A 16,591-nucleotide genomic window follows, 5' to 3' on the forward strand; every position below is an offset into this window, starting at 1 on the left:
ATGTTGCACACGCGCAGCCCACAGATGACAGGTGTCGACGCACGACACGTCGAGCCCTACCCTAGTCGAGCACGACAAGCTCGGCGGGATCGTAATCCACGCCCATAAACGTAAGGCCGCAGGCAGGAGCCGTGGGGCCCGCAGCGGTGCGGTCGCAAGCATCGATAACCTCGCGCATCCACTCGGGTTCACGGCGATGCATGCCAATCTCGACAAGCGTGCCCACGATCGTACGGACCATCGAATGCAGAAACGCATTGCCCTCGATGGTGAACGTCAGGATGTCCTCGCCAAACGCAACCTCATGGCCAAATTCGGCACGCATCACGCAGCGATGCGTGGGCTTGCCAACGGCCGAAGCGACCTTGCAAAAGCTTTTAAAGTCCTGCTCGCCCAGCAGTGCGGGGCAGGCAGCAGACATAGCCTCAACATCCAAGGGATAGCGATGCCACCACACGGCACCGCGGGACAGCACAGGGCGCGCATCTCGATCAGCAATGCGGTATGTATACGTACGGGAACGCGCGTCAAAACGCGCAGAAAAGCCTTTACGGGCCTTGTAGACCTCGTTAATGGCGATATCTTTGGGCAGCAGGGCATCCATAGCCCGCAGCCACCTACGGCGCGTACAAGCGAGCTCAGCGTCCGTTACGGGCACGCTGATGTACTGGGCCACGGCATGCACGCCGGCATCGGTACGCCCAGCGCACGTCAGATTGACCGGACGGCGAAGCAGCGTCTCGATGGCTCGACGTAGCTCACCCGCAACCGTCGTCTGTCCCGGCTGCTCGGCAAATCCGCTATACGACGAGCCATCATAGGCCACGCGAAATACGAGTGTAGCGTCAAGCTCGGAAATCGAATTGAAATCAAACGGCGCGGTCATGGGCGCTCCCAACAAACAAGCAACGGTATCGCGACAAAAAAAGAGGGGTACGCGAACGTACCCCTCGAATATAGCCTATGCAGACGGAATGTCTACTCAGCGGTCTCCTCGGCAGCAGTCTCCTCGACAGCCTCGACCTTCTTGGGAGCAGCGGCCTTCTTGGGGGCCGGAGCAGCCTTCTTGGCCTTAGGCGTGCAAGGCTCGGTGACGAGCTCCATGATAACGATGGGAGCGTTATCGCCCTTACGATTACCGAGCTTCATGATGCGGGTGTAACCGCCGTTGCGGTCCTGCCACATGCCCTGAGCAGCCTTGTCGAAGATCTCGGCAACGAGCTGCTTATCGCCGAGCTTGGCGATAGCCAGACGACGAGAGTGCAGGTCGCCCTTCTTGGCCCAGGTGATGATCGGATCGACGACCGAACGCAGCGCCTTAGCGCGGGTCTCGGTGGTCTTGATGCGGTCGTTCTCGAAGAGGGCCTTAGCAAGGCTCTTCTTCATGGCCTTGGTGTGGCTCGCATCGGTGCCGAGCTTCAGGCCCTTCTTAACGTTGTGACGCATGGTCTAGTTTCTCCTCAAATATGCGAAGCATTAAGCCTTCAGGCTCAGGCCCATGGACTCAAGCTTGTCCTTCACTTCCTCGATCGACTTAACACCGAAGTTACGGATGTTGAGCAGATCGTTCTCCGAGAACTCAACGAGCTGACGGACCGAGTGAATGCTGGCGCGCTTAAGGCAGTTGTAGGAACGGACGGAAAGGTCCAGATCCTCGATCTGCTTGTCCAGCTCGGCGTTGTCGTTGGTGACCTCGGGAGCGAAGATCGAAGCCTCCTCCTCGACCTCGGGGGTCTCGGCAAGGTTCATAAAGGCGGCCATATGCTGGTTGATGATATTGGCAGCCTGGACCACGGCGTCGCGCGGGGCGATGGAGCCGTTGGTCTCGATCTCGAGGACAAGGCGGTCGTAGTCGGTGTGCTGACCGACACGGCAAGCCTCAACGAGCTTGGCGCAACGGGAAACCGGCGAGTACAGCGAGTCGACGTGGATCACACCGATGGGATCGTTGTCGCGCTTGTTGGCCTCGCCAGAAACATAGCCGCGGCCATAGCCGATGCGCATGCTCATGGTGAGATGGCCACCCTCGGTGAGCGTAGCGATGTGCTGCTCGGGGTTGACCAGCTCAAACTCGGACGGAATAAAGAAGTCCGCACCGGTGACCTCGCAGGGGCCGTCAACCGAGATGGTGGCGGTCGCCTCGTCGGTCGTGCCGAGAGCCCTGAAGACAAGACCCTTGACATTCAGGACGATGTCGGTGACATCCTCGACCATGTTAGGGATGGTCATGAACTCGTGCTGCGCACCATCGATCTGAATAGCCTCGACGGCGGCACCCTCGAGCGAGGACAGAAGAACGCGACGAAGGGAGTTACCCAGCGTATCGCCGTAACCACGCTCGAGCGGCTCGACGGAGACACGAGCAGACGTCTCGTTGATCTCTTCGACCTGAACCTGAGGCCTAATGAATTCTGACATGTATTACCTCCAGCCTCAGCAGCCCGGATGGACTACTTAGAGTAGAGCTCGACGATGAGCTGCTCGTTGATATCACCGCTGATCTGCTCACGCGTCGGCAGAGCGAGCACGTTACCAGACAGCTTCTCGATATCGACCTCGAGCCAGCCAGGGACCTCAAAGCGCTCGGAGGAAATCAGGGCCTCCTTGATGGGGAGGAGGTCACGGAACTTCTCGCCGACAGCGACGACGTCGCCGGCCTTGACGCGGTAGGACGGGATGTCCACGCGCTTGCCGTTCACGGTGAAGTGACCGTGACGGACGGACTGACGAGCCTCTTTGCGGGTACGGGCGAAGCCAAGACGGAAGACGACGTTGTCGAGGCGAGACTCAAGGATGATCATGAGGTTCTCACCGGTGACGCCGTTCATCTTGCGGGCCTTGTTGAAGTAGCCGTGGAACTGCTTCTCCAGAACGCCATAGATGAACTTGACCTTCTGCTTCTCGCGCAGCTGCATGCCGTACTCAGATTCCTTGCGACGGCGCTTGGGCTGACGGATAGATTCCTTCTTGCTGCTGTAACCGAGCTCAGCGGGATCGATCCCGAGCTGACGGCAGCGCTTAAGAACAGGAGTCCTGTCGATTGCCATATTGATACGATCCTTTCAGTTACACGCGGCGACGCTTCTTGGGGCGGCAGCCGTTGTGCGGGATGGGGGTCTTGTCCTGGATGCTCGAGACCTCGAGGCCAGCAGCCTGGAGGGAGCGGATGGCGGTCTCACGACCGGAGCCGGGGCCCTTGACGAAGACGGAAACTTTCTTCATACCGTGCTCCATGGCCTGCTTGGCAGCAGCCTCGGCAGCCATCTGGGCAGCGAACGGCGTGGACTTACGGGAGCCCTTGAAGCCCACCTGGCCAGCCGACTTCCAGGAAATGACGTTGCCCTGGGGATCGGTGATCGAAACGATCGTGTTGTTGAACGTAGAACGAATGTGAGCCTGGCCCACGGAAATGTTCTTACGGTCCGCGCGCTTCAGACGGGCAGCGCGAACGTTCTTCTTAGCAGTAGCCATCTATCTAGCGCTCCTTATTTCTTCTTCTTAGCACCGATCTGACGCTTCGGGCCCTTGCGGGTACGAGCGTTAGTGTGGGTGCGCTGGCCGCGGACCGGGAGGCCCTTGCGGTGACGAAGGCCGCGGTTGCAGCCGATGTCCATAAGGCGCTTGACGTTCTGGTTGCGCTCACGGCGGAGGTCGCCCTCAACCATGATCTGGTTCTTATCGATATAATCGCGGATGGCGTTAACCTCATCCTCGGTGAGGTCCTTAACGCGCGTATCCACGTTAACGTTGCACTCGACGCAGATCTTCGTCGCAGTGGTGCGGCCGATGCCGTAAATGTAGGTCAGACCGATCTCAACGCGCTTCTCACGCGGGAGGTCGACACCATTAATACGGGCCAACGTAGTCTCCTCTCTTAACCCTGACGCTGCTTATGACGGGGGTTCTCGCAAATAACGAGGACCTTGCCATGGCGCCTAATGATTTTGCACTTATCGCACATCTTCTTGACCGAAGGACGTACCTTCATCGTTCTTCCTTTCGGTAGCGCTCAAACTACTTCTCTACTATCTACTCGCCCAGCCGCAGGCGTTTAAAACTATGGCTGGTCTTCACACACAATCCGACCGTAGGTTGAGCTAAGCCTGCAGTCGGAAATGGAGTGCGTGTATGCGTGCCGCTATTTGTAGCGATAGGTGATGCGGCCGCGGGTCAGGTCGTACGGGGAAAGCTCCACGACAACCCTGTCACCGGGGAGAATACGGATGTAATTCATTCGGATCTTGCCAGAAATGTTGCACAGAACCGAATGACCGTTCTCGAGCTCGACCTTAAACATGGCGTTGGGCAGCGGTTCCTTTACCGTACCCTCGAGCTCAATTGCGTCTTCCTTCTTCACAAGCAATCATCTTTCTCTAGAAAACGACAGCGATTGAGTATTCTACAACACGTATGCACGCATCGTAATAACTTCGTAATGGCTCCACAACTAAATGAAACTTGTTACATTTCTCCGCCTTGGAGCGAACACCAAGCACCTTGCGCGTCGGTGGTGAGAATCACCGGACCGTCATTGGTAATGGCGACGGTGTTCTCGTAGTGCGCGGCGGGCAGGTGGTCGTTGGTCGTAACAATCCAACCGTCGGAGCCCGTGCTCACATGGTTGGAACCCATCGTAACCATCGGCTCGATGGCAATGACCATGCCAGCCTGGAGGCGAACGCCCCTCCCCTTCTTTCCATAGTTAGGAACGTTGGGGTCCTCGTGCATCACGCGGCCAATGCCATGGCCCACATAGTCGCGAAGCACGCCGTAACCGTGAGACTCAGCGAGGGACTGAACGGCATAACCGACGTCCCCGATATGGTTACCGGGAACAGCCTGCTCGATGGCAGCCTTAAGGCAATCGCGCGTAACCTCGCACAGGGCCTTGGCCTCGGGCGTGGGTGTGCCGACAAAAAACGTCCAAGCATTATCGCCGACCCAACCGTCGACAACGGCACCCGTATCGATGGAAATGATATCGCCATCGCGCAGGATCATGTCGGGGTTGGGAATGCCGTGGACCACGGCATCGTTAATCGATGCGCAAATGGTACCGGGAAACCCGCCATAACCCTTAAAGGCCGGGGTGCCGCCATGCATACGGATAATCTGCTCCGCGAGCTGATCGAGCTCAAAGGTCGAAACACCAGGGCGCACCATGGCTCCAACGTGGCGGAGCGCCATCTTAGATAGCGCTCCTGCCTTCTTCATCTGCTCGATTTGCGTTGCAGACTTAATCTTGATCATAGACCGAGAGCCTCTTTGACATCCCCGTACACGGTCTCGCGAGCCTGGTCACCGTTGACCGACTTGAGCAGACCCTGGCCACGATAGTAGTCGACGAGCGGGCTCGTGGACTTCTCGTAGACGTCGAGACGGTTCTTGATGGTCTCGGGCTTGTCGTCGTCGCGCTGATACATCTCGCCTGCGCACTTGGGGCAGGTAGCATCGGCAGCCGTGCCGGTGTAACCGCAGGCGCGGCAGGTGCGACGCGAAGACAGACGATCGATGATGACCTCGGGGGCCACGTCGACCAGAAGGGCGCAGTCGATCTCGCGACCCATGGCGGAGAGCTCGGAATCGAGCGTCACAGCCTGGGCGGTGTTGCGCGGGAAGCCGTCGAGGATGAAGCCCTGCTGGGCGTCATCGGCGGCAAGGCGCTCCTTGACAAGGTCGATCACGAGCTGGTCGGGGACGAGCTCGCCAGCGTCCATGTACTTCTTAGCCTGAATACCAAGCTCGGTGCCACCCTTGACGGCAGCACGCAGCAGGTCGCCCGTGGAAATGTGAGCGACGCCAAACTCGGCGACGAGCTCCTGTGCGACGGTGCCCTTACCGGCACCCGGAGCTCCGAGCAATACGAGGTTCATGAGCAATCCTCCTCTAGCCTATTTAAAGAATCCATCGTAATCATACATCTTGATCTGGCCTTCGAGCTTATCGACCGTGTCGAGCACGACGCCGACCATGATGAGGATGGACGTGCCGCCAAATGCCTGGATCAGATGGTTACCCGTGAAGGAGAAGATGATCGAAGGCACGATGGCGATGAGCGCCAAAAAGACAGCGCTGGGAAGCGTGATCTTGTTGAGCGCGTTCTTGATGTAGGCCGCGGTAGCCCTACCCGGACGCACGCCCGGAATAAAGCCGCCCTGCTTCTTAAGGTTGTCGGCCGTGTCATCGGGGTTGAACACCATGGAGGTGTAGAAGTACGCGAAGAACACGATGAGGACAACGTTAAGCACCCAGTTGAGCCAACCGGTCGAAAGCGCAGAGGCAACTGCCTGAATCCAGCCGATGCCGGGGAAGAACACGGCAATCTGAGCCGGGAAGTACAGCAGCGCCGAAGCGAAGATGATCGGCACGACGCCCGCGGTGTTGACCTTGATGGGCAGGTAGGTGGTCTGTCCACCCATCATGCGACGGCCCACGACGCGCTTGGCGTAGGAGACCGGAATGCGGCGCTGGCCGCGCTCAAGGAAAACGATCAGCGGGATAACCAGCAGGATGATGGCGCAGATGATCACCATGGTGATGATGCCACCGGCATTGCCCTCGGTGCTGGAGAAGATAGCCTGCGGCAGACCGGCCATGATGTTCGCAAAGATGATCAGCGACATGCCATTGCCGATACCGCGCTGGGTGATGAGCTCACCAATCCACATGATCAGCATGGCGCCCGCGGTGAGCGTGCCGACGACCATGAGGTCGAAGATGATCTCGGGAGCGCCGGCGCCATTAAAGCTGATGCCGAAGCTCTTAAAGAGGAAGAGGTAACCCACGGAGTTGAGGATTGCCAGAGCCAGGGTGAGGTAACGCGAATACTGCGTAATCTTGGTCTGACCGACCTCGCCCTCGCGGGCAAGCTCATGCAGGGAAGGCACAACGGCCTGGAGCATCTGGAGGATGATCGAGCTGGTGATGTAAGGCATGATGCCCAGCGAAAACACCGAAACATAGCTCAACGCGCCGCCAGAGAAAAGATTCAGGAGGGCCATAGCACCTGCGGCGACCGAATTGTTATCGGTCGAGAAAAGGCCCAGCATCCCCTGGAAGGGAATGCCGGGCACAGGAACGTGCGCACCAATGCGGTACACGACGAGCATAGCTATGGTAAAAAGAATCTTTTCGCGCAATTCTTTGATGCGGAAAGCATTCTTAAGACCATTTAGCACGGCAGCTCGACCTTTCCGCCGGCGGCCTCGATCTTGGCCTGCGCAGAAGCGCTAACCTTATCGACCTTGACCGTGAACTTCTTGGTGAGCTCACCATTGCCGAGCACCTTGACGGGCTCGAACTCGCTCTTGGTGATGCGAGCGGCCTTAAGAGCGGCACCGTCGATCACAGCGCCATCCTCGAACTTACGCTCGAGACGCTCAACGTTAACAGCGGTGTACTCGATACGACGGGGATTGCGGAAGCCCGGAAGCTTGGGCAGGCGCATAGCCAGCGGAGTCTGGCCACCCTCGAAGCCGGCACCCTTGGTGCCACCAGAGCGAGAGCCCTGGCCCTTCTGACCGCGGCCAGAAGTGGTGCCGTGACCCGAAGAATTGCCACGGCCGACGCGCTTGCGGTTCTTGGTGGAACCGGGCGCGGGAGTAAGATCGTGAAGCTGCATTTGCTACTCCTCTACAATCTCGACAAGGTGCTTGACCTTGAAGATCATGCCGCGGACGGACTCGTTGTCAGCAATCTCGCGAACCTCGCGGATCCTGTGGAGACCGAGGGCACGGACAGTACGGACCTGGTCCTGCTTGCAACCGTTGGTGCTGCGGACCTGCTTGATCTTGATGGTGTCAGCCATGCTTAGTTCTCCTTACCGACGAACATCTCGGAGACCGTCAGGCCACGGCGAGCCGCGACGTCCTCAGGGCTGGAGAGCTCCTTGAGGCCCTCGACGGCAGCCTTGATGATGTTGAGGCCGTTGTCGGTACCGAGGGACTTGGACAGGACGTTCTTGATGCCAGCAAGCTCGAAGAGGGGACGCACAGCGCCGCCGGCGATAACGCCGGTACCCTCGACAGCGGGCTTGATGATGATGCGGCCGGCACCAAAGTGGCCGAGAACCTCGTGCGGGATGGTGCCCTGCTCGGTCACCGGCACGTGGAACATGTTCTTCTTGGCATCGAGAGACGCCTTGGAGATGGCCAGGGGCACCTCAGCGGACTTGCCCATGCCAACGCCGACGTTGCCCTTGCCGTCGCCAACGACGACGAGAGCGACGAGACTCATGCGACGACCACCCTTGACGGTCTTCGACACGCGGTTGATGTAAACGACGCGCTCCTCGAACTCGGAGGCCTCGCGCTGCTGCTTCTGATTACGAGCCATGTGCTACATACCTCCTAGAACTCGAGACCGGCGGCACGAGCACCGTCGGCGAGGGCCTTGACGCGGCCATGGTAGATACGGCCACCGCGATCGAAGGCGACCTTGGTGATGCCGGCCTCGATGGCACGCTTGCCAACGAGCTGACCGACCTTCTCCGCAGCCTCCTTGTTCGAGGTGTGGGTGCCCTTGAACTCGGCCTCGAGGGTCGAGGCAGAGACGAGCGTCAGGCTGGAGCCCTTGCTGTCATCGATGATCTGGGCATAGATGTTGGCGTTAGTACGGGTCACGCGAAGACGCGGACGCTCGGAGGTACCCGAGACCTTGCCGCGAACACGACGCTGACGACGCTTGAGGCCTTCCAGCTTCGCCTTATGCTTGTTCATACGTAAACTCCTAAAAAGGTTGATCTTGCCAGCACCTGACGGGGTGCTGGTCTTATGCGAGTGAGTCGGTTACGACTACTTGGCGGCCTTACCCAGCTTGCGGCGGATGTGCTCGCCAACGTAGTGGATACCCTTGCCCTTGTAAGGCTCGGGAGGACGATGGCCGCGGATCTCAGCGGCGATCTGACCGACCTGCTGCTTGTTGATACCCTTGACGTTCACGTGGGTGTTGTCGGGAACCTCGAAGGTGATGCCCTCGGGAGCCTCGACGATCACGGGGTGCGAGAAGCCCAGGGAGAACTCGAGGTTCTTGCCCTTCTGCTGCACGCGGTAACCGACGCCGGCGAGCTCGAGCTTCTTCTCGAAGCCCTCGGAAACGCCAACAACCATGTTGTGGATGAGGGCGCGGGTGAGGCCGTGGCGGGCACGGGTCTCACGCTCGTCGTCGGGACGGGAAACGGTGAGGACGTTGTCCTCGACGTTGATAGCGAGCTTCTCAAAGACATCGAGCTCGAGCTGGCCCTTGGGGCCCTTGACGACAACGTTGTTGCCGTTGACTGCCACTTCGACTCCGGCGGGAATCTGGACAGGCTTATTACCGATACGAGACACGGTGATCTCCTTTCCTTCTACCTACCGAGCGAATTACCAGACGTAAGCGATGATCTCGCCGCCGACGTTGTGCTTGCGAGCATCGCGGTCGGTCATGACGCCATGGCTGGTGGAAATGATGGCGGTACCAAGGCCACCGCGGACGCGGGGCATGTCGGCAACGCCGGTGTACTTACGCAGGCCCGGCTTGGAAATGCGGCGGATGCCGTTGATGACCTTAGCCTTCTTGGGACCATACTTAAGCGTGATGTGCAGAGTCTTCTGGGGAACGGTGTCCTCGACATCGTAGCCCTCGATGTAGCCCTCCTCGTGCAGAACACGAGCGATCTCGACGAGCTTCTTGCTGCTCGGCATGGAGACCGTGGCCTTGTTCACAGAGTTAGCGTTACGGATGCGCGTAAGCATATCTGCGATCGGGTCTGTAAGGTTCATACAGATTCTCCTTCGTTCTTGATGAACACGTGCTCTTGGTTCTTCGCCGCCCTTAACGGCAAAGCCTTTTTAGCGCGTTTTCCCTGTTCCAAACTGATGCTTGAAACGCTGGTAGTGACTTACCAGCTGGCCTTCTTAACGCCGGGAAGCTCGCCCTTGAGTGCAAGCTCGCGGAAGCAGACACGGCACAGGCCGAACTTGCGGTACACAGAGTGCGGACGGCCGCAGCGCTGGCAGCGCGTGTACTCACGAGTAGAGAACTTCTGCTTGCGATTGCACTTGACGATCATCGATGTCTTAGCCACTTATATCCTCCTCACATAGAGTATTGTTCGCCCCAAGCGCCGCCCCCTTCTGGGAACGGCGCTCATAGGGCAGGTGAACCTATTTCTTGAACGGGAAACCGAAGGCGTCCAGAAGGGCCTTGGCCTCCTCATCGGTGTTGGCGGTGGTCACGAAAGTGATGTCCATACCACGCTGGTGATCGACGGAGTCGAAGTCGATCTCGGGGAAGATGAGCTGCTCGGTGACGCCCATGGAGAAGTTACCACGGCCGTCGAAGCTCTTGGCGGAGATGCCGCGGAAGTCGCGGATACGGGGGATTGCGACAGAGGTCAGACGATCGAAGAACTCCCACATACGGTCGCCACGCAGGGTAACCTTGCAGCCGATCGGCATACCAGCGCGCAGGCGGAAGGTAGCGATGGACTTGCGGGCACGGGTGATCATCGGCTGCTGACCGGTAATGGCGCGCAGGTCGCGCACGGCACCGTCGATGGCCTTGGAATCGGTAGCGGCCTCGCCGACACCCATGTTCACGACGATCTTCTCAAACTTGGGGATCATCATGACGTTCTCGTACTGGAACTTGTCCTGAAGCTGCTGCTTGACCTCGTTGTTGTACTTGGTCTTCAGACGCGGCACATACTTCTCTTCTGCCATTGTTCACTCCTTCTTGGGGTTTTAAGCACGGGGCGTGGCCACGATGGGTTGTCCTCGTGCCTCCTGGCTGCATCCGCGCCGCTCATGGCATTTCGCGGTTTGGACTCGACGCAGCAGGAGCCGACAAAACAATCGGTACTATACGCGCATCGGGAGCGTATTTCCAGAAAAACCTCGTCTGCCTGCACAACTCCACAACTCCCCCGCACATATTGATCCCTAGGGGACGGAGGAAAATGGCAGTTGCGGTGAAATAGGGACCGTTTGACGGCTTAACAGGCTTTAATAGTCCGTATTTCACCGCAACTCATATATGGGGATGCGATTAGCGCTTGCGGGGGACGAGCTTGGTGCGGCGCAGGTGAATCATCTCGGCAGCGATGGAGATGGCAATCTCCTCGGGATCCTCGGCCTCGATGGCAACGCCGATTGGCAGGTGCAGCCCGTCGATCTGGTCCTGCGTAAAGCCCTCCTGCTCCAAACGGGCGCGCACAAAGGCCGTCTTGCGGCGCGAGCCCAAGCAGCCCAGATAGGCGGGTTTAGCGCGCATGGCCTGAATCACCACGTCGATATCGGACTTGTGGCCTGCTGTGGCCACGACCACCAAGTCGCGCGGGCCGATGGGGCACTGCTTGCTCAGGTTCTTGTAATCGACCAGGCGACGATCGTAGACACCGGGCACCCATTCGGGCGTCAGCGTGCCGGGGCGGTCATCGCACGCCACAACGGCAAAGCCCGCCGCCGTGAGCACCCGCGCCGTCGCAGCGCCCACGTGGCCGCAGCCAAAGATATAGGTCAGGCCCTCGGGGCAGAGCGTCTCGATGTGCGCCGGGGGAATCTCGGAGGCGGCGTTGGTGTAGGTGACCTTACTCCCCTCCTCCACCAGCGAAAGCTCGGGGCAGCCGGCAATGGTATGGCGCGATGTCTCGCCATGGTACTCAACCACATCGCCCTCGAGCGCGCTCGCGATAAACGGCTCAAAGTCGATGACGAAGTCGCCGATGCGCCGATAGGCCAAGACGTCGGCAACCGACTGGAACAACGGTGCCTGGGTCGAGTCCAGATGCAGGTAGCACAGGCAGATGGCCCCGCCGCAGATCATGCCGGTATCGGAGTTCTCGCCGCCCATGGTGTAGCGGACCAGACGCGATTGCCCTGCGGCCAGCAGCTCGCGCGCCTCGTCCAGCGCAAAAAGCTCAATCTTGCCGCCGCCGATGGTGCCCGCTTGGCTGCCATCGGCAAAGACGGCCATCCAGGCGCCCACGCCGCGTGGTGATGACCCCGCCGTACCGGCCACGACCACGAGCTCGCACGTCTCGCCAGCACGCAGGGCGGCAAGCGCCGCATTCACAACATCGAGCTTTTCCATTGCCGCCTTCTATCCTCTAAAGACATCGGTGAGCATAGCGAGTGCCTCGAGCACGCCGCCGCCGACCGATGTCGCCTTGTCCGAAATATAGTTGATGTAGCTGGCGTCGCCGCGCGGATCGACATCGGCGCATTTAAAGTCCTCAGTCACCTGCACGCCGTTCGCCAAAAGCCCGCGCAGACAGCCATCGATCTGCGTGCACATGGGCGTATCGCCCGCGTAGCCAATCACGTCTCCGGCGCTCACGATGTCGCCGATTGCGCGGTCGGACCGAAACACGCCGGCGGCGGGGCTGTGGATAACACGTTCCTTGCCATAGCCGGCGATAATGCCCGGCACGCCCGTGTTAGGCTGGGGCGAACCTTGGGTAATGACACGGCCGAGAAAATGCCCGCGCATGGTCTCGACCACGGCGTCGCAGTCAACCGGCGCGGTAAAGCCCGGCCCCACGGCGATGACGGCGGGCGCCATGTCGCGCGTGGTGCCCAAGTTGCGCTTAGCCAAAATCGCGTCGACCACAGCCGCGGGTTTCAGCTCGCCGATCATCTTGGCCTGGGGGTCTACCACAACGGCGACGTCTCCAGCCTCGGCAATCGCAAGCGCCTCAGCCGGCGTCTGTGCCAAGCGAGCGCGAATGCCCTCGACCTGGACCTCGCCCAGGCGAATGGCCTCGCAAAAACTGATTGTGCGGCGGATGCACGTGGGAACCGCAATATCGGCCATGACAACCGACACGCCGGCGCGCACCAAACGGGCAGCGACACCCGTGGCGATATCGCCGGCGCCGCGAACATAAACGAGCATTCCCGGGGCACCTCCCTGTGCTACGGTTTGAGCAGAGCAAAAGCGGTTCGACCGCTACTCTGATGATTATTTATTATCACAGTATTATACGGCGGTGAACAGATGGAAACGGTTAGCGGCAATCTTGCCTCGGCGCTCAGGATCGAGCCGGGCATTACCGCGATTATCGGCAGCGGCGGCAAGTCGACCTTGCTCAAGACGCTGGGTCTTGAGCTCATGCGCGCTGGCGGCCGCGTGCTCCTCTGTACCACCACGTATATGCTTCCCGTTGCCGGCGTGCCATGGGACGGGTCGAATCGTCGCCTGGACGCCGCACCTTGGAAGCCAGGTGCCTTACACGCCCCCGGCTGCACCTGCGAGGCCTGCGCGGGCCTTGTGCGCGGAAGCATCTGCCAGGCAGGCGTCTTGGACCCGGAGACAGGCAAGCTCTCCGCCCCCGCTGAGCCGCTCGACCAGCTGGCGCAGCGCTTTGACTATGTGTTGGCCGAGGCAGATGGCAGCAAGCGACTCCCGCTCAAGGCGCATGCCGCCTGGGAGCCGGTAATTCCCGCCGCCACGGCAAACGTTGTCTGGGTCGTCGGCGCCTCAGGGCTGGGCAAGCCCGTCGCCAAGGTTGTCCACCGCCCCGAGCTCTTCTGCGAGCGCTGCGGCTGCGAGCCCACCGACGCTGCCACCCCAGAGCGCGTCGCCATGGTGCTCAATGCCGAGCTGCAGATGCTGAACCTCGACAATGCCCGCATCATGCTCAACCAAGTCGACACGCTTGCCGATCCAACGATGGCAGATTGCTTCGAGGCAGCCCTCGGCCGCCCCCTCATCGCCACCAGCCTCCAGGGGTAGCAAATTTGGGACGTGTCTCTATGGTTTTGTCAACCGCGTGCTTCGCGCCATTTCGGCATGACGCATCCGGGCGCCAGGCGCCCCCGCTTGGTTTCCTCTTTGGTTGATCCCGCCGCCCGCTAGGCCGCGTACGGGACGGCGTCGCGCATGATCGCGTAAATGACCTTGAGCCTCTTCCTCGCGACCGCCTTCAGCGCCTTGCTGTGCCTCATCCCCCTCGCCCTGCACTCCCCGTAGTACCTCCCGAACCTGTTGTCCGTGCCGATGAGGGAGTTGCAGCTGAATATGAGCAGGTTCTTGAGCTGCCTGTTCCCGCCGTGCTGCGGCGACGTCGACCTGATGCTGCTCCCGGAGCGCCTGTCTGACGGCGCCACGCCGCAATAGCTCGCGAGCTCGTCGTGCCCCCTGAACGCGGATATGTCGATCGACGTCACCAGCGCCGCGGCGGTCTTGGGGCCGATCCCGGGCACCGTGAGGAGGCACTCGTAGACCTCGTCTCCCGCCAGCGAGTCGGCCACGAGCGAGTCGAGTTCCTCGATGTCGGCGTCGAGGGAGGCTATCTCCCGGGCGAGTATCCGGACCGCGTGTTAGCGCTACTGTAAAAACAACCATTTTGACCAACGCTCAACAACCAATCATGCCAACGCAATCCCGCCATTTGCGCCAACGCATTTTCACCATTTCCACCAACGCCGGGGCTTACGCTTCGATCGACGAGCGAACGATGCTTTCGGGAGGAGCGGGCCGTGGCGGAGAAGAACCTGATCGGAGAGTTGGACATGTACAGGGAAGCGGGCATAAAGCCCAACTTCAGCGACATAGCGAAGCGCTACGGCAAGGACAGGCACACCGTGGCGTCGTACTGGAGGGCCGAGGGCGGGCGGCCCCACGACGGGCGCGGCGACAGGGCGGGCTCGTTCGACGCGCACATCGAGGAGGTGGCCGCCAAGGCGCAGCTGCCGGGAGTCACCAAGAAGGGCATCCACGAGTGGCTGCTGCACAGGTATCCCGGCGAGGACCTGGCCGGCTACAACGCCTTCACCCAGTTCATGCGCAAGAACGGCATCGCCGTCGGGGCCTCCGGCGGCCCGGAGCCGCACCCGCGCTTCGAGACGCCGCCCGGACTGCAGCTGCAGTTCGACTGGAAGGAGTCCGTCAAGATGGCGAACCGCGACGGCGAGCTGTTCGAGTTCAACGTGTTCGCGGCGACGCTGGGCCATTCCCGCAGGCACATATTCATCCGGTCGAGGACCAGGACGACCGACGACCTGGTCAGGTGCATGTACGCCACGATCGCGAGGCTCGGCGGCGTGCCGCGCGAGTGGGTCACGGACAACATGTCCGCCCTGGTGACGGTCAAGGGCGGCCGGCGCCTCAAGGTCCAGCGCGCATACGAGTTCGCCAAGGCCGCCGGCTTCGAGCTGAAGCTGTGCCGCCCGCGCAGCCCCCAGACGAAGGGCAAGGTCGAGTCGTCGAACCGCTTCCTGTCGCGGCTCATGGCCTACCAGGGCGACTTCGACGGCTGGGACGACATCGACGAGATCGTCGCGCGGATCGAGGACGCCAGCAACTCCGAGCCCAACGAGACCACGGGGCTGCCGCCCTCCGCGCTGTTCATGGAGGAGAAGGACGCGCTGCTGCCCGTCGGCAACCTGCGCGCCCTCGAGGAGGCGATGGGCGACGTGGTGCGCGTGGCCAGGGTGCCGGCCACGATGCTGGTGAGCGCGCACGGCGAGCCCATGTCGGTGCCCCGGCGCTGCATCGGCAGGCCCGCCCGCATCGTCTGCATGCCCGGCGGCGCGATGGACTGCTACGTCGGCGGCGAGCTGGTGGCCACGCACGTGGCGGGCGGGCCGGCCTACGACCCGGCGCACTACGCCGAGGCCATGGCCGGCAAGCGGTGGTTCGGCGACGCCGCCGGCGACATCGAGGCGGCCGCCGCGGCCAACCTCGGCCTGCTCGACTCGATAGGGGGCTCGCTGTGAGCGCCGCCGTGCAGGCCAGCCCCCTCAACCGCCTGGCGGCCAACCTCGAGGAGCTGGGGCTCGAGGGCATGGCGTCGTCGGTGCCCGAGTACGTCAGGCTCGTCGCCGACGGGAGGAAGGGCCTGGTCGACGCCATGCTCGAGCTCACCGACGCCCAGATAGCCCTCAAGCGGCGCGCCGACGACGAGCGCCGCACGAGGATGGCCAACTTCCCCTACATAAAGACGCTGGCCGACTTCGACTGGGGCTTCCAGCCGAGCGTGCCGCGCGGGCTGGTCGAGCAGCTGGCCACGCTCGAGTTCATCGACCGCGGCGACAACGTCGTGCTCGTCGGCAGCCCGGGCGTCGGCAAGACCCACCTGTCGATAGCCATAGGCCACGAGGCGGTGATGGCCCGCAAGCAGGTGTACTTCGCCGACTGCTCGAGGCTGGTCGAGGACCTCAAGCACGCCTCGGCGAAGGAGGCGCTGGCGCGCAGGATGCGGTTCTACGAGCACTGCAGCCTGCTGATAATAGACGAGCTCGGCTACCTCGATATCGGCAAGGAGGGCGCCGACCTGCTGTTCCAGCTGGTCAACAGGCGCTACGCGCTAAAGCGGTCGACCATCGTCACGACCAACGTGCCGGTGGGCAGGTGGGGCGACGTGTTCGGCAGCAACGTCACGGCCTCGGCGGTGGCCGACAGGCTTTGCCACCATTGCGCGATGATCAAGATAACGGGGCGGTCGTACCGCCTGAAGGACGTATCCATCGGCGGTGAGGACGGGAAGGAGGAGGGAGCCTAGACGCCGAAAGCGGCGCATCCGCGTTGGCGGATCCGGCGCATCCGCGTTGGCGCGATTGGCGAAAATACGTTGGTGAAAATGGTGAAAAATATATTGACGCTAACA

At 61.1% G+C, this 16,591-nt stretch carries 25 protein-coding genes; 3 read left to right on the forward strand and 22 right to left on the reverse strand.

The annotated features are described in order from the left end of the window. Positions 1-61 precede the first annotated feature (61 nt). The 21 genes from truA to yqeB form a co-directional block, all read right to left on the reverse strand. On the reverse strand, positions 62-886 hold the full coding sequence (gene truA / locus DXA43_RS03475; protein ID WP_117802983.1) for a tRNA pseudouridine(38-40) synthase TruA: 825 nt from the start codon (positions 884-886) through the stop codon (positions 62-64). Positions 887-978: 92 nt separating this feature from the next. Then, positions 979-1,446 (reverse strand): 50S ribosomal protein L17, encoded by a 468-nt coding sequence (rplQ, locus tag DXA43_RS03480; protein ID WP_055252240.1) that lies wholly within the window; start codon positions 1,444-1,446, stop codon positions 979-981. A gap of 30 nt (positions 1,447-1,476) precedes the next feature. Further along, entirely contained in the window at positions 1,477-2,418 is a 942-nt protein-coding gene (locus DXA43_RS03485) for a DNA-directed RNA polymerase subunit alpha (protein ID WP_006235276.1), read from the reverse strand. Positions 2,419-2,450: 32 nt separating this feature from the next. Next, a complete protein-coding gene (rpsD, locus tag DXA43_RS03490; RefSeq protein WP_006235275.1) occupies positions 2,451-3,047 on the reverse strand; it encodes a 30S ribosomal protein S4 in 597 nt (198 codons plus the stop codon). A gap of 19 nt (positions 3,048-3,066) precedes the next feature. Next, entirely contained in the window at positions 3,067-3,471 is a 405-nt protein-coding gene (rpsK, locus tag DXA43_RS03495; protein WP_006235274.1) for a 30S ribosomal protein S11, read from the reverse strand. Between the two features lie 14 nt (positions 3,472-3,485). After that, positions 3,486-3,860 carry a 30S ribosomal protein S13 gene (gene rpsM / locus DXA43_RS03500; RefSeq protein ID WP_022094275.1) on the reverse strand — a complete coding sequence of 125 codons (375 nt, stop codon included), beginning with the start codon at positions 3,858-3,860 and terminating at the stop codon, positions 3,486-3,488. 14 nt (positions 3,861-3,874) lie between these two features. Further along, on the reverse strand, positions 3,875-3,988 hold the full coding sequence (rpmJ, locus tag DXA43_RS03505) for a 50S ribosomal protein L36 (RefSeq protein ID WP_006363204.1): 114 nt from the start codon (positions 3,986-3,988) through the stop codon (positions 3,875-3,877). Between the two features lie 150 nt (positions 3,989-4,138). Beyond that, positions 4,139-4,357 (reverse strand): translation initiation factor IF-1, encoded by a 219-nt coding sequence (gene infA, locus DXA43_RS03510; protein ID WP_035137443.1) that lies wholly within the window; start codon positions 4,355-4,357, stop codon positions 4,139-4,141. A gap of 104 nt (positions 4,358-4,461) precedes the next feature. Further along, positions 4,462-5,250 (reverse strand): type I methionyl aminopeptidase, encoded by a 789-nt coding sequence (gene map, locus DXA43_RS03515; protein ID WP_006235270.1) that lies wholly within the window; start codon positions 5,248-5,250, stop codon positions 4,462-4,464. After that, positions 5,247-5,873, reverse strand: coding sequence for an adenylate kinase (locus DXA43_RS03520; protein WP_055252238.1), 627 nt, complete (start codon positions 5,871-5,873; stop codon positions 5,247-5,249). Before DXA43_RS03520 ends, map begins: the two co-directional genes overlap by 4 nt. Positions 5,874-5,891: 18 nt before the next feature. Next, entirely contained in the window at positions 5,892-7,178 is a 1,287-nt protein-coding gene (secY, locus tag DXA43_RS03525) for a preprotein translocase subunit SecY (RefSeq protein WP_089573561.1), read from the reverse strand. Beyond that, positions 7,172-7,621, reverse strand: coding sequence for a 50S ribosomal protein L15 (gene rplO / locus DXA43_RS03530; protein ID WP_006235267.1), 450 nt, complete (start codon positions 7,619-7,621; stop codon positions 7,172-7,174). Before rplO ends, secY begins: the two co-directional genes overlap by 7 nt. A 3-nt stretch (positions 7,622-7,624) precedes the next feature. Further along, positions 7,625-7,807 (reverse strand): 50S ribosomal protein L30, encoded by a 183-nt coding sequence (gene rpmD, locus DXA43_RS03535; protein ID WP_006235266.1) that lies wholly within the window; start codon positions 7,805-7,807, stop codon positions 7,625-7,627. Between the two features lie 2 nt (positions 7,808-7,809). After that, a complete protein-coding gene (rpsE, locus tag DXA43_RS03540) occupies positions 7,810-8,334 on the reverse strand; it encodes a 30S ribosomal protein S5 (RefSeq protein ID WP_055252236.1) in 525 nt (174 codons plus the stop codon). A gap of 14 nt (positions 8,335-8,348) precedes the next feature. Further along, positions 8,349-8,717 carry a 50S ribosomal protein L18 gene (gene rplR / locus DXA43_RS03545; RefSeq protein ID WP_006235264.1) on the reverse strand — a complete coding sequence of 123 codons (369 nt, stop codon included), beginning with the start codon at positions 8,715-8,717 and terminating at the stop codon, positions 8,349-8,351. Positions 8,718-8,792: 75 nt separating this feature from the next. Then, the gene (gene rplF, locus DXA43_RS03550; RefSeq protein ID WP_006235263.1) at positions 8,793-9,329 is read right to left on the reverse strand and encodes a 50S ribosomal protein L6; all 537 of its coding nucleotides are present in this window, start codon (positions 9,327-9,329) and stop codon (positions 8,793-8,795) included. Between the two features lie 33 nt (positions 9,330-9,362). Next, the gene (gene rpsH, locus DXA43_RS03555; RefSeq protein ID WP_006235262.1) at positions 9,363-9,761 is read right to left on the reverse strand and encodes a 30S ribosomal protein S8; all 399 of its coding nucleotides are present in this window, start codon (positions 9,759-9,761) and stop codon (positions 9,363-9,365) included. Between the two features lie 119 nt (positions 9,762-9,880). Continuing rightward, entirely contained in the window at positions 9,881-10,066 is a 186-nt protein-coding gene (locus tag DXA43_RS03560) for a type Z 30S ribosomal protein S14 (protein ID WP_022094280.1), read from the reverse strand. A gap of 79 nt (positions 10,067-10,145) precedes the next feature. After that, the gene (gene rplE, locus DXA43_RS03565) at positions 10,146-10,703 is read right to left on the reverse strand and encodes a 50S ribosomal protein L5 (RefSeq protein WP_006235260.1); all 558 of its coding nucleotides are present in this window, start codon (positions 10,701-10,703) and stop codon (positions 10,146-10,148) included. Positions 10,704-11,028: 325 nt separating this feature from the next. Continuing rightward, positions 11,029-12,072 (reverse strand): XdhC family protein, encoded by a 1,044-nt coding sequence (locus DXA43_RS03570; protein WP_117806274.1) that lies wholly within the window; start codon positions 12,070-12,072, stop codon positions 11,029-11,031. 9 nt (positions 12,073-12,081) lie between these two features. Then, entirely contained in the window at positions 12,082-12,876 is a 795-nt protein-coding gene (yqeB, locus tag DXA43_RS03575) for a selenium-dependent molybdenum cofactor biosynthesis protein YqeB (protein WP_117806275.1), read from the reverse strand. A 102-nt stretch (positions 12,877-12,978) separates the two neighbouring features. Here yqeB and yqeC point away from each other — a divergent pair, with 102 nt between their 5' ends. Then, the gene (yqeC, locus tag DXA43_RS03580) at positions 12,979-13,716 is read left to right on the forward strand and encodes a selenium cofactor biosynthesis protein YqeC (RefSeq protein ID WP_117757077.1); all 738 of its coding nucleotides are present in this window, start codon (positions 12,979-12,981) and stop codon (positions 13,714-13,716) included. 119 nt (positions 13,717-13,835) lie between these two features. On the opposite strand, the gene DXA43_RS03585 is transcribed toward yqeC, so the two are convergent. Continuing rightward, positions 13,836-14,234, reverse strand: a complete 399-nt coding sequence (locus tag DXA43_RS03585; RefSeq protein ID WP_158564935.1) for a transposase — start codon at positions 14,232-14,234, stop codon at positions 13,836-13,838. A gap of 228 nt (positions 14,235-14,462) precedes the next feature. On the opposite strand from DXA43_RS03585, the gene istA reads away from it, so the two are divergent. Both istA and istB read left to right on the forward strand, forming a co-directional pair. Further along, entirely contained in the window at positions 14,463-15,701 is a 1,239-nt protein-coding gene (istA, locus tag DXA43_RS03590; protein WP_117655710.1) for an IS21 family transposase, read from the forward strand. After that, positions 15,698-16,486 carry an IS21-like element helper ATPase IstB gene (gene istB, locus DXA43_RS03595; RefSeq protein ID WP_117648567.1) on the forward strand — a complete coding sequence of 263 codons (789 nt, stop codon included), beginning with the start codon at positions 15,698-15,700 and terminating at the stop codon, positions 16,484-16,486. Before istA ends, istB begins: the two co-directional genes overlap by 4 nt. Positions 16,487-16,591 lie beyond the last annotated feature (105 nt).

The sequence above is a fragment of the Collinsella sp. OF02-10 genome, assembly GCF_003463445.1.
Lineage (GTDB): Bacteria > Actinomycetota > Coriobacteriia > Coriobacteriales > Coriobacteriaceae > Collinsella.

Excerpts from the sequence above, each read along its gene's own strand:
- truA (WP_117802983.1), bottom strand. The coding sequence starts at position 886 with ATGACCGCGCCGTTTGATTTCAATTCGATTTCCGAGCTTGACGCTACA.
- rplQ (WP_055252240.1), bottom strand. The coding sequence starts at position 1,446 with ATGCGTCACAACGTTAAGAAGGGCCTGAAGCTCGGCACCGATGCGAGC.
- DXA43_RS03485 (WP_006235276.1), bottom strand. The coding sequence starts at position 2,418 with ATGTCAGAATTCATTAGGCCTCAGGTTCAGGTCGAAGAGATCAACGAG.
- rpsD (WP_006235275.1), bottom strand. The coding sequence starts at position 3,047 with ATGGCAATCGACAGGACTCCTGTTCTTAAGCGCTGCCGTCAGCTCGGG.
- rpsK (WP_006235274.1), bottom strand. The coding sequence starts at position 3,471 with ATGGCTACTGCTAAGAAGAACGTTCGCGCTGCCCGTCTGAAGCGCGCG.
- rpmJ (WP_006363204.1), bottom strand. The coding sequence starts at position 3,988 with ATGAAGGTACGTCCTTCGGTCAAGAAGATGTGCGATAAGTGCAAAATC.
- map (WP_006235270.1), bottom strand. The coding sequence starts at position 5,250 with ATGATCAAGATTAAGTCTGCAACGCAAATCGAGCAGATGAAGAAGGCA.
- DXA43_RS03520 (WP_055252238.1), bottom strand. The coding sequence starts at position 5,873 with ATGAACCTCGTATTGCTCGGAGCTCCGGGTGCCGGTAAGGGCACCGTC.
- rplO (WP_006235267.1), bottom strand. The coding sequence starts at position 7,621 with ATGCAGCTTCACGATCTTACTCCCGCGCCCGGTTCCACCAAGAACCGC.
- rpmD (WP_006235266.1), bottom strand. The coding sequence starts at position 7,807 with ATGGCTGACACCATCAAGATCAAGCAGGTCCGCAGCACCAACGGTTGC.
- rpsE (WP_055252236.1), bottom strand. The coding sequence starts at position 8,334 with ATGGCTCGTAATCAGAAGCAGCAGCGCGAGGCCTCCGAGTTCGAGGAG.
- rplR (WP_006235264.1), bottom strand. The coding sequence starts at position 8,717 with ATGAACAAGCATAAGGCGAAGCTGGAAGGCCTCAAGCGTCGTCAGCGT.
- rpsH (WP_006235262.1), bottom strand. The coding sequence starts at position 9,761 with ATGAACCTTACAGACCCGATCGCAGATATGCTTACGCGCATCCGTAAC.
- rplE (WP_006235260.1), bottom strand. The coding sequence starts at position 10,703 with ATGGCAGAAGAGAAGTATGTGCCGCGTCTGAAGACCAAGTACAACAAC.
- DXA43_RS03570 (WP_117806274.1), bottom strand. The coding sequence starts at position 12,072 with ATGGAAAAGCTCGATGTTGTGAATGCGGCGCTTGCCGCCCTGCGTGCT.
- yqeB (WP_117806275.1), bottom strand. The coding sequence starts at position 12,876 with ATGCTCGTTTATGTTCGCGGCGCCGGCGATATCGCCACGGGTGTCGCT.
- yqeC (WP_117757077.1), top strand. The coding sequence starts at position 12,979 with ATGGAAACGGTTAGCGGCAATCTTGCCTCGGCGCTCAGGATCGAGCCG.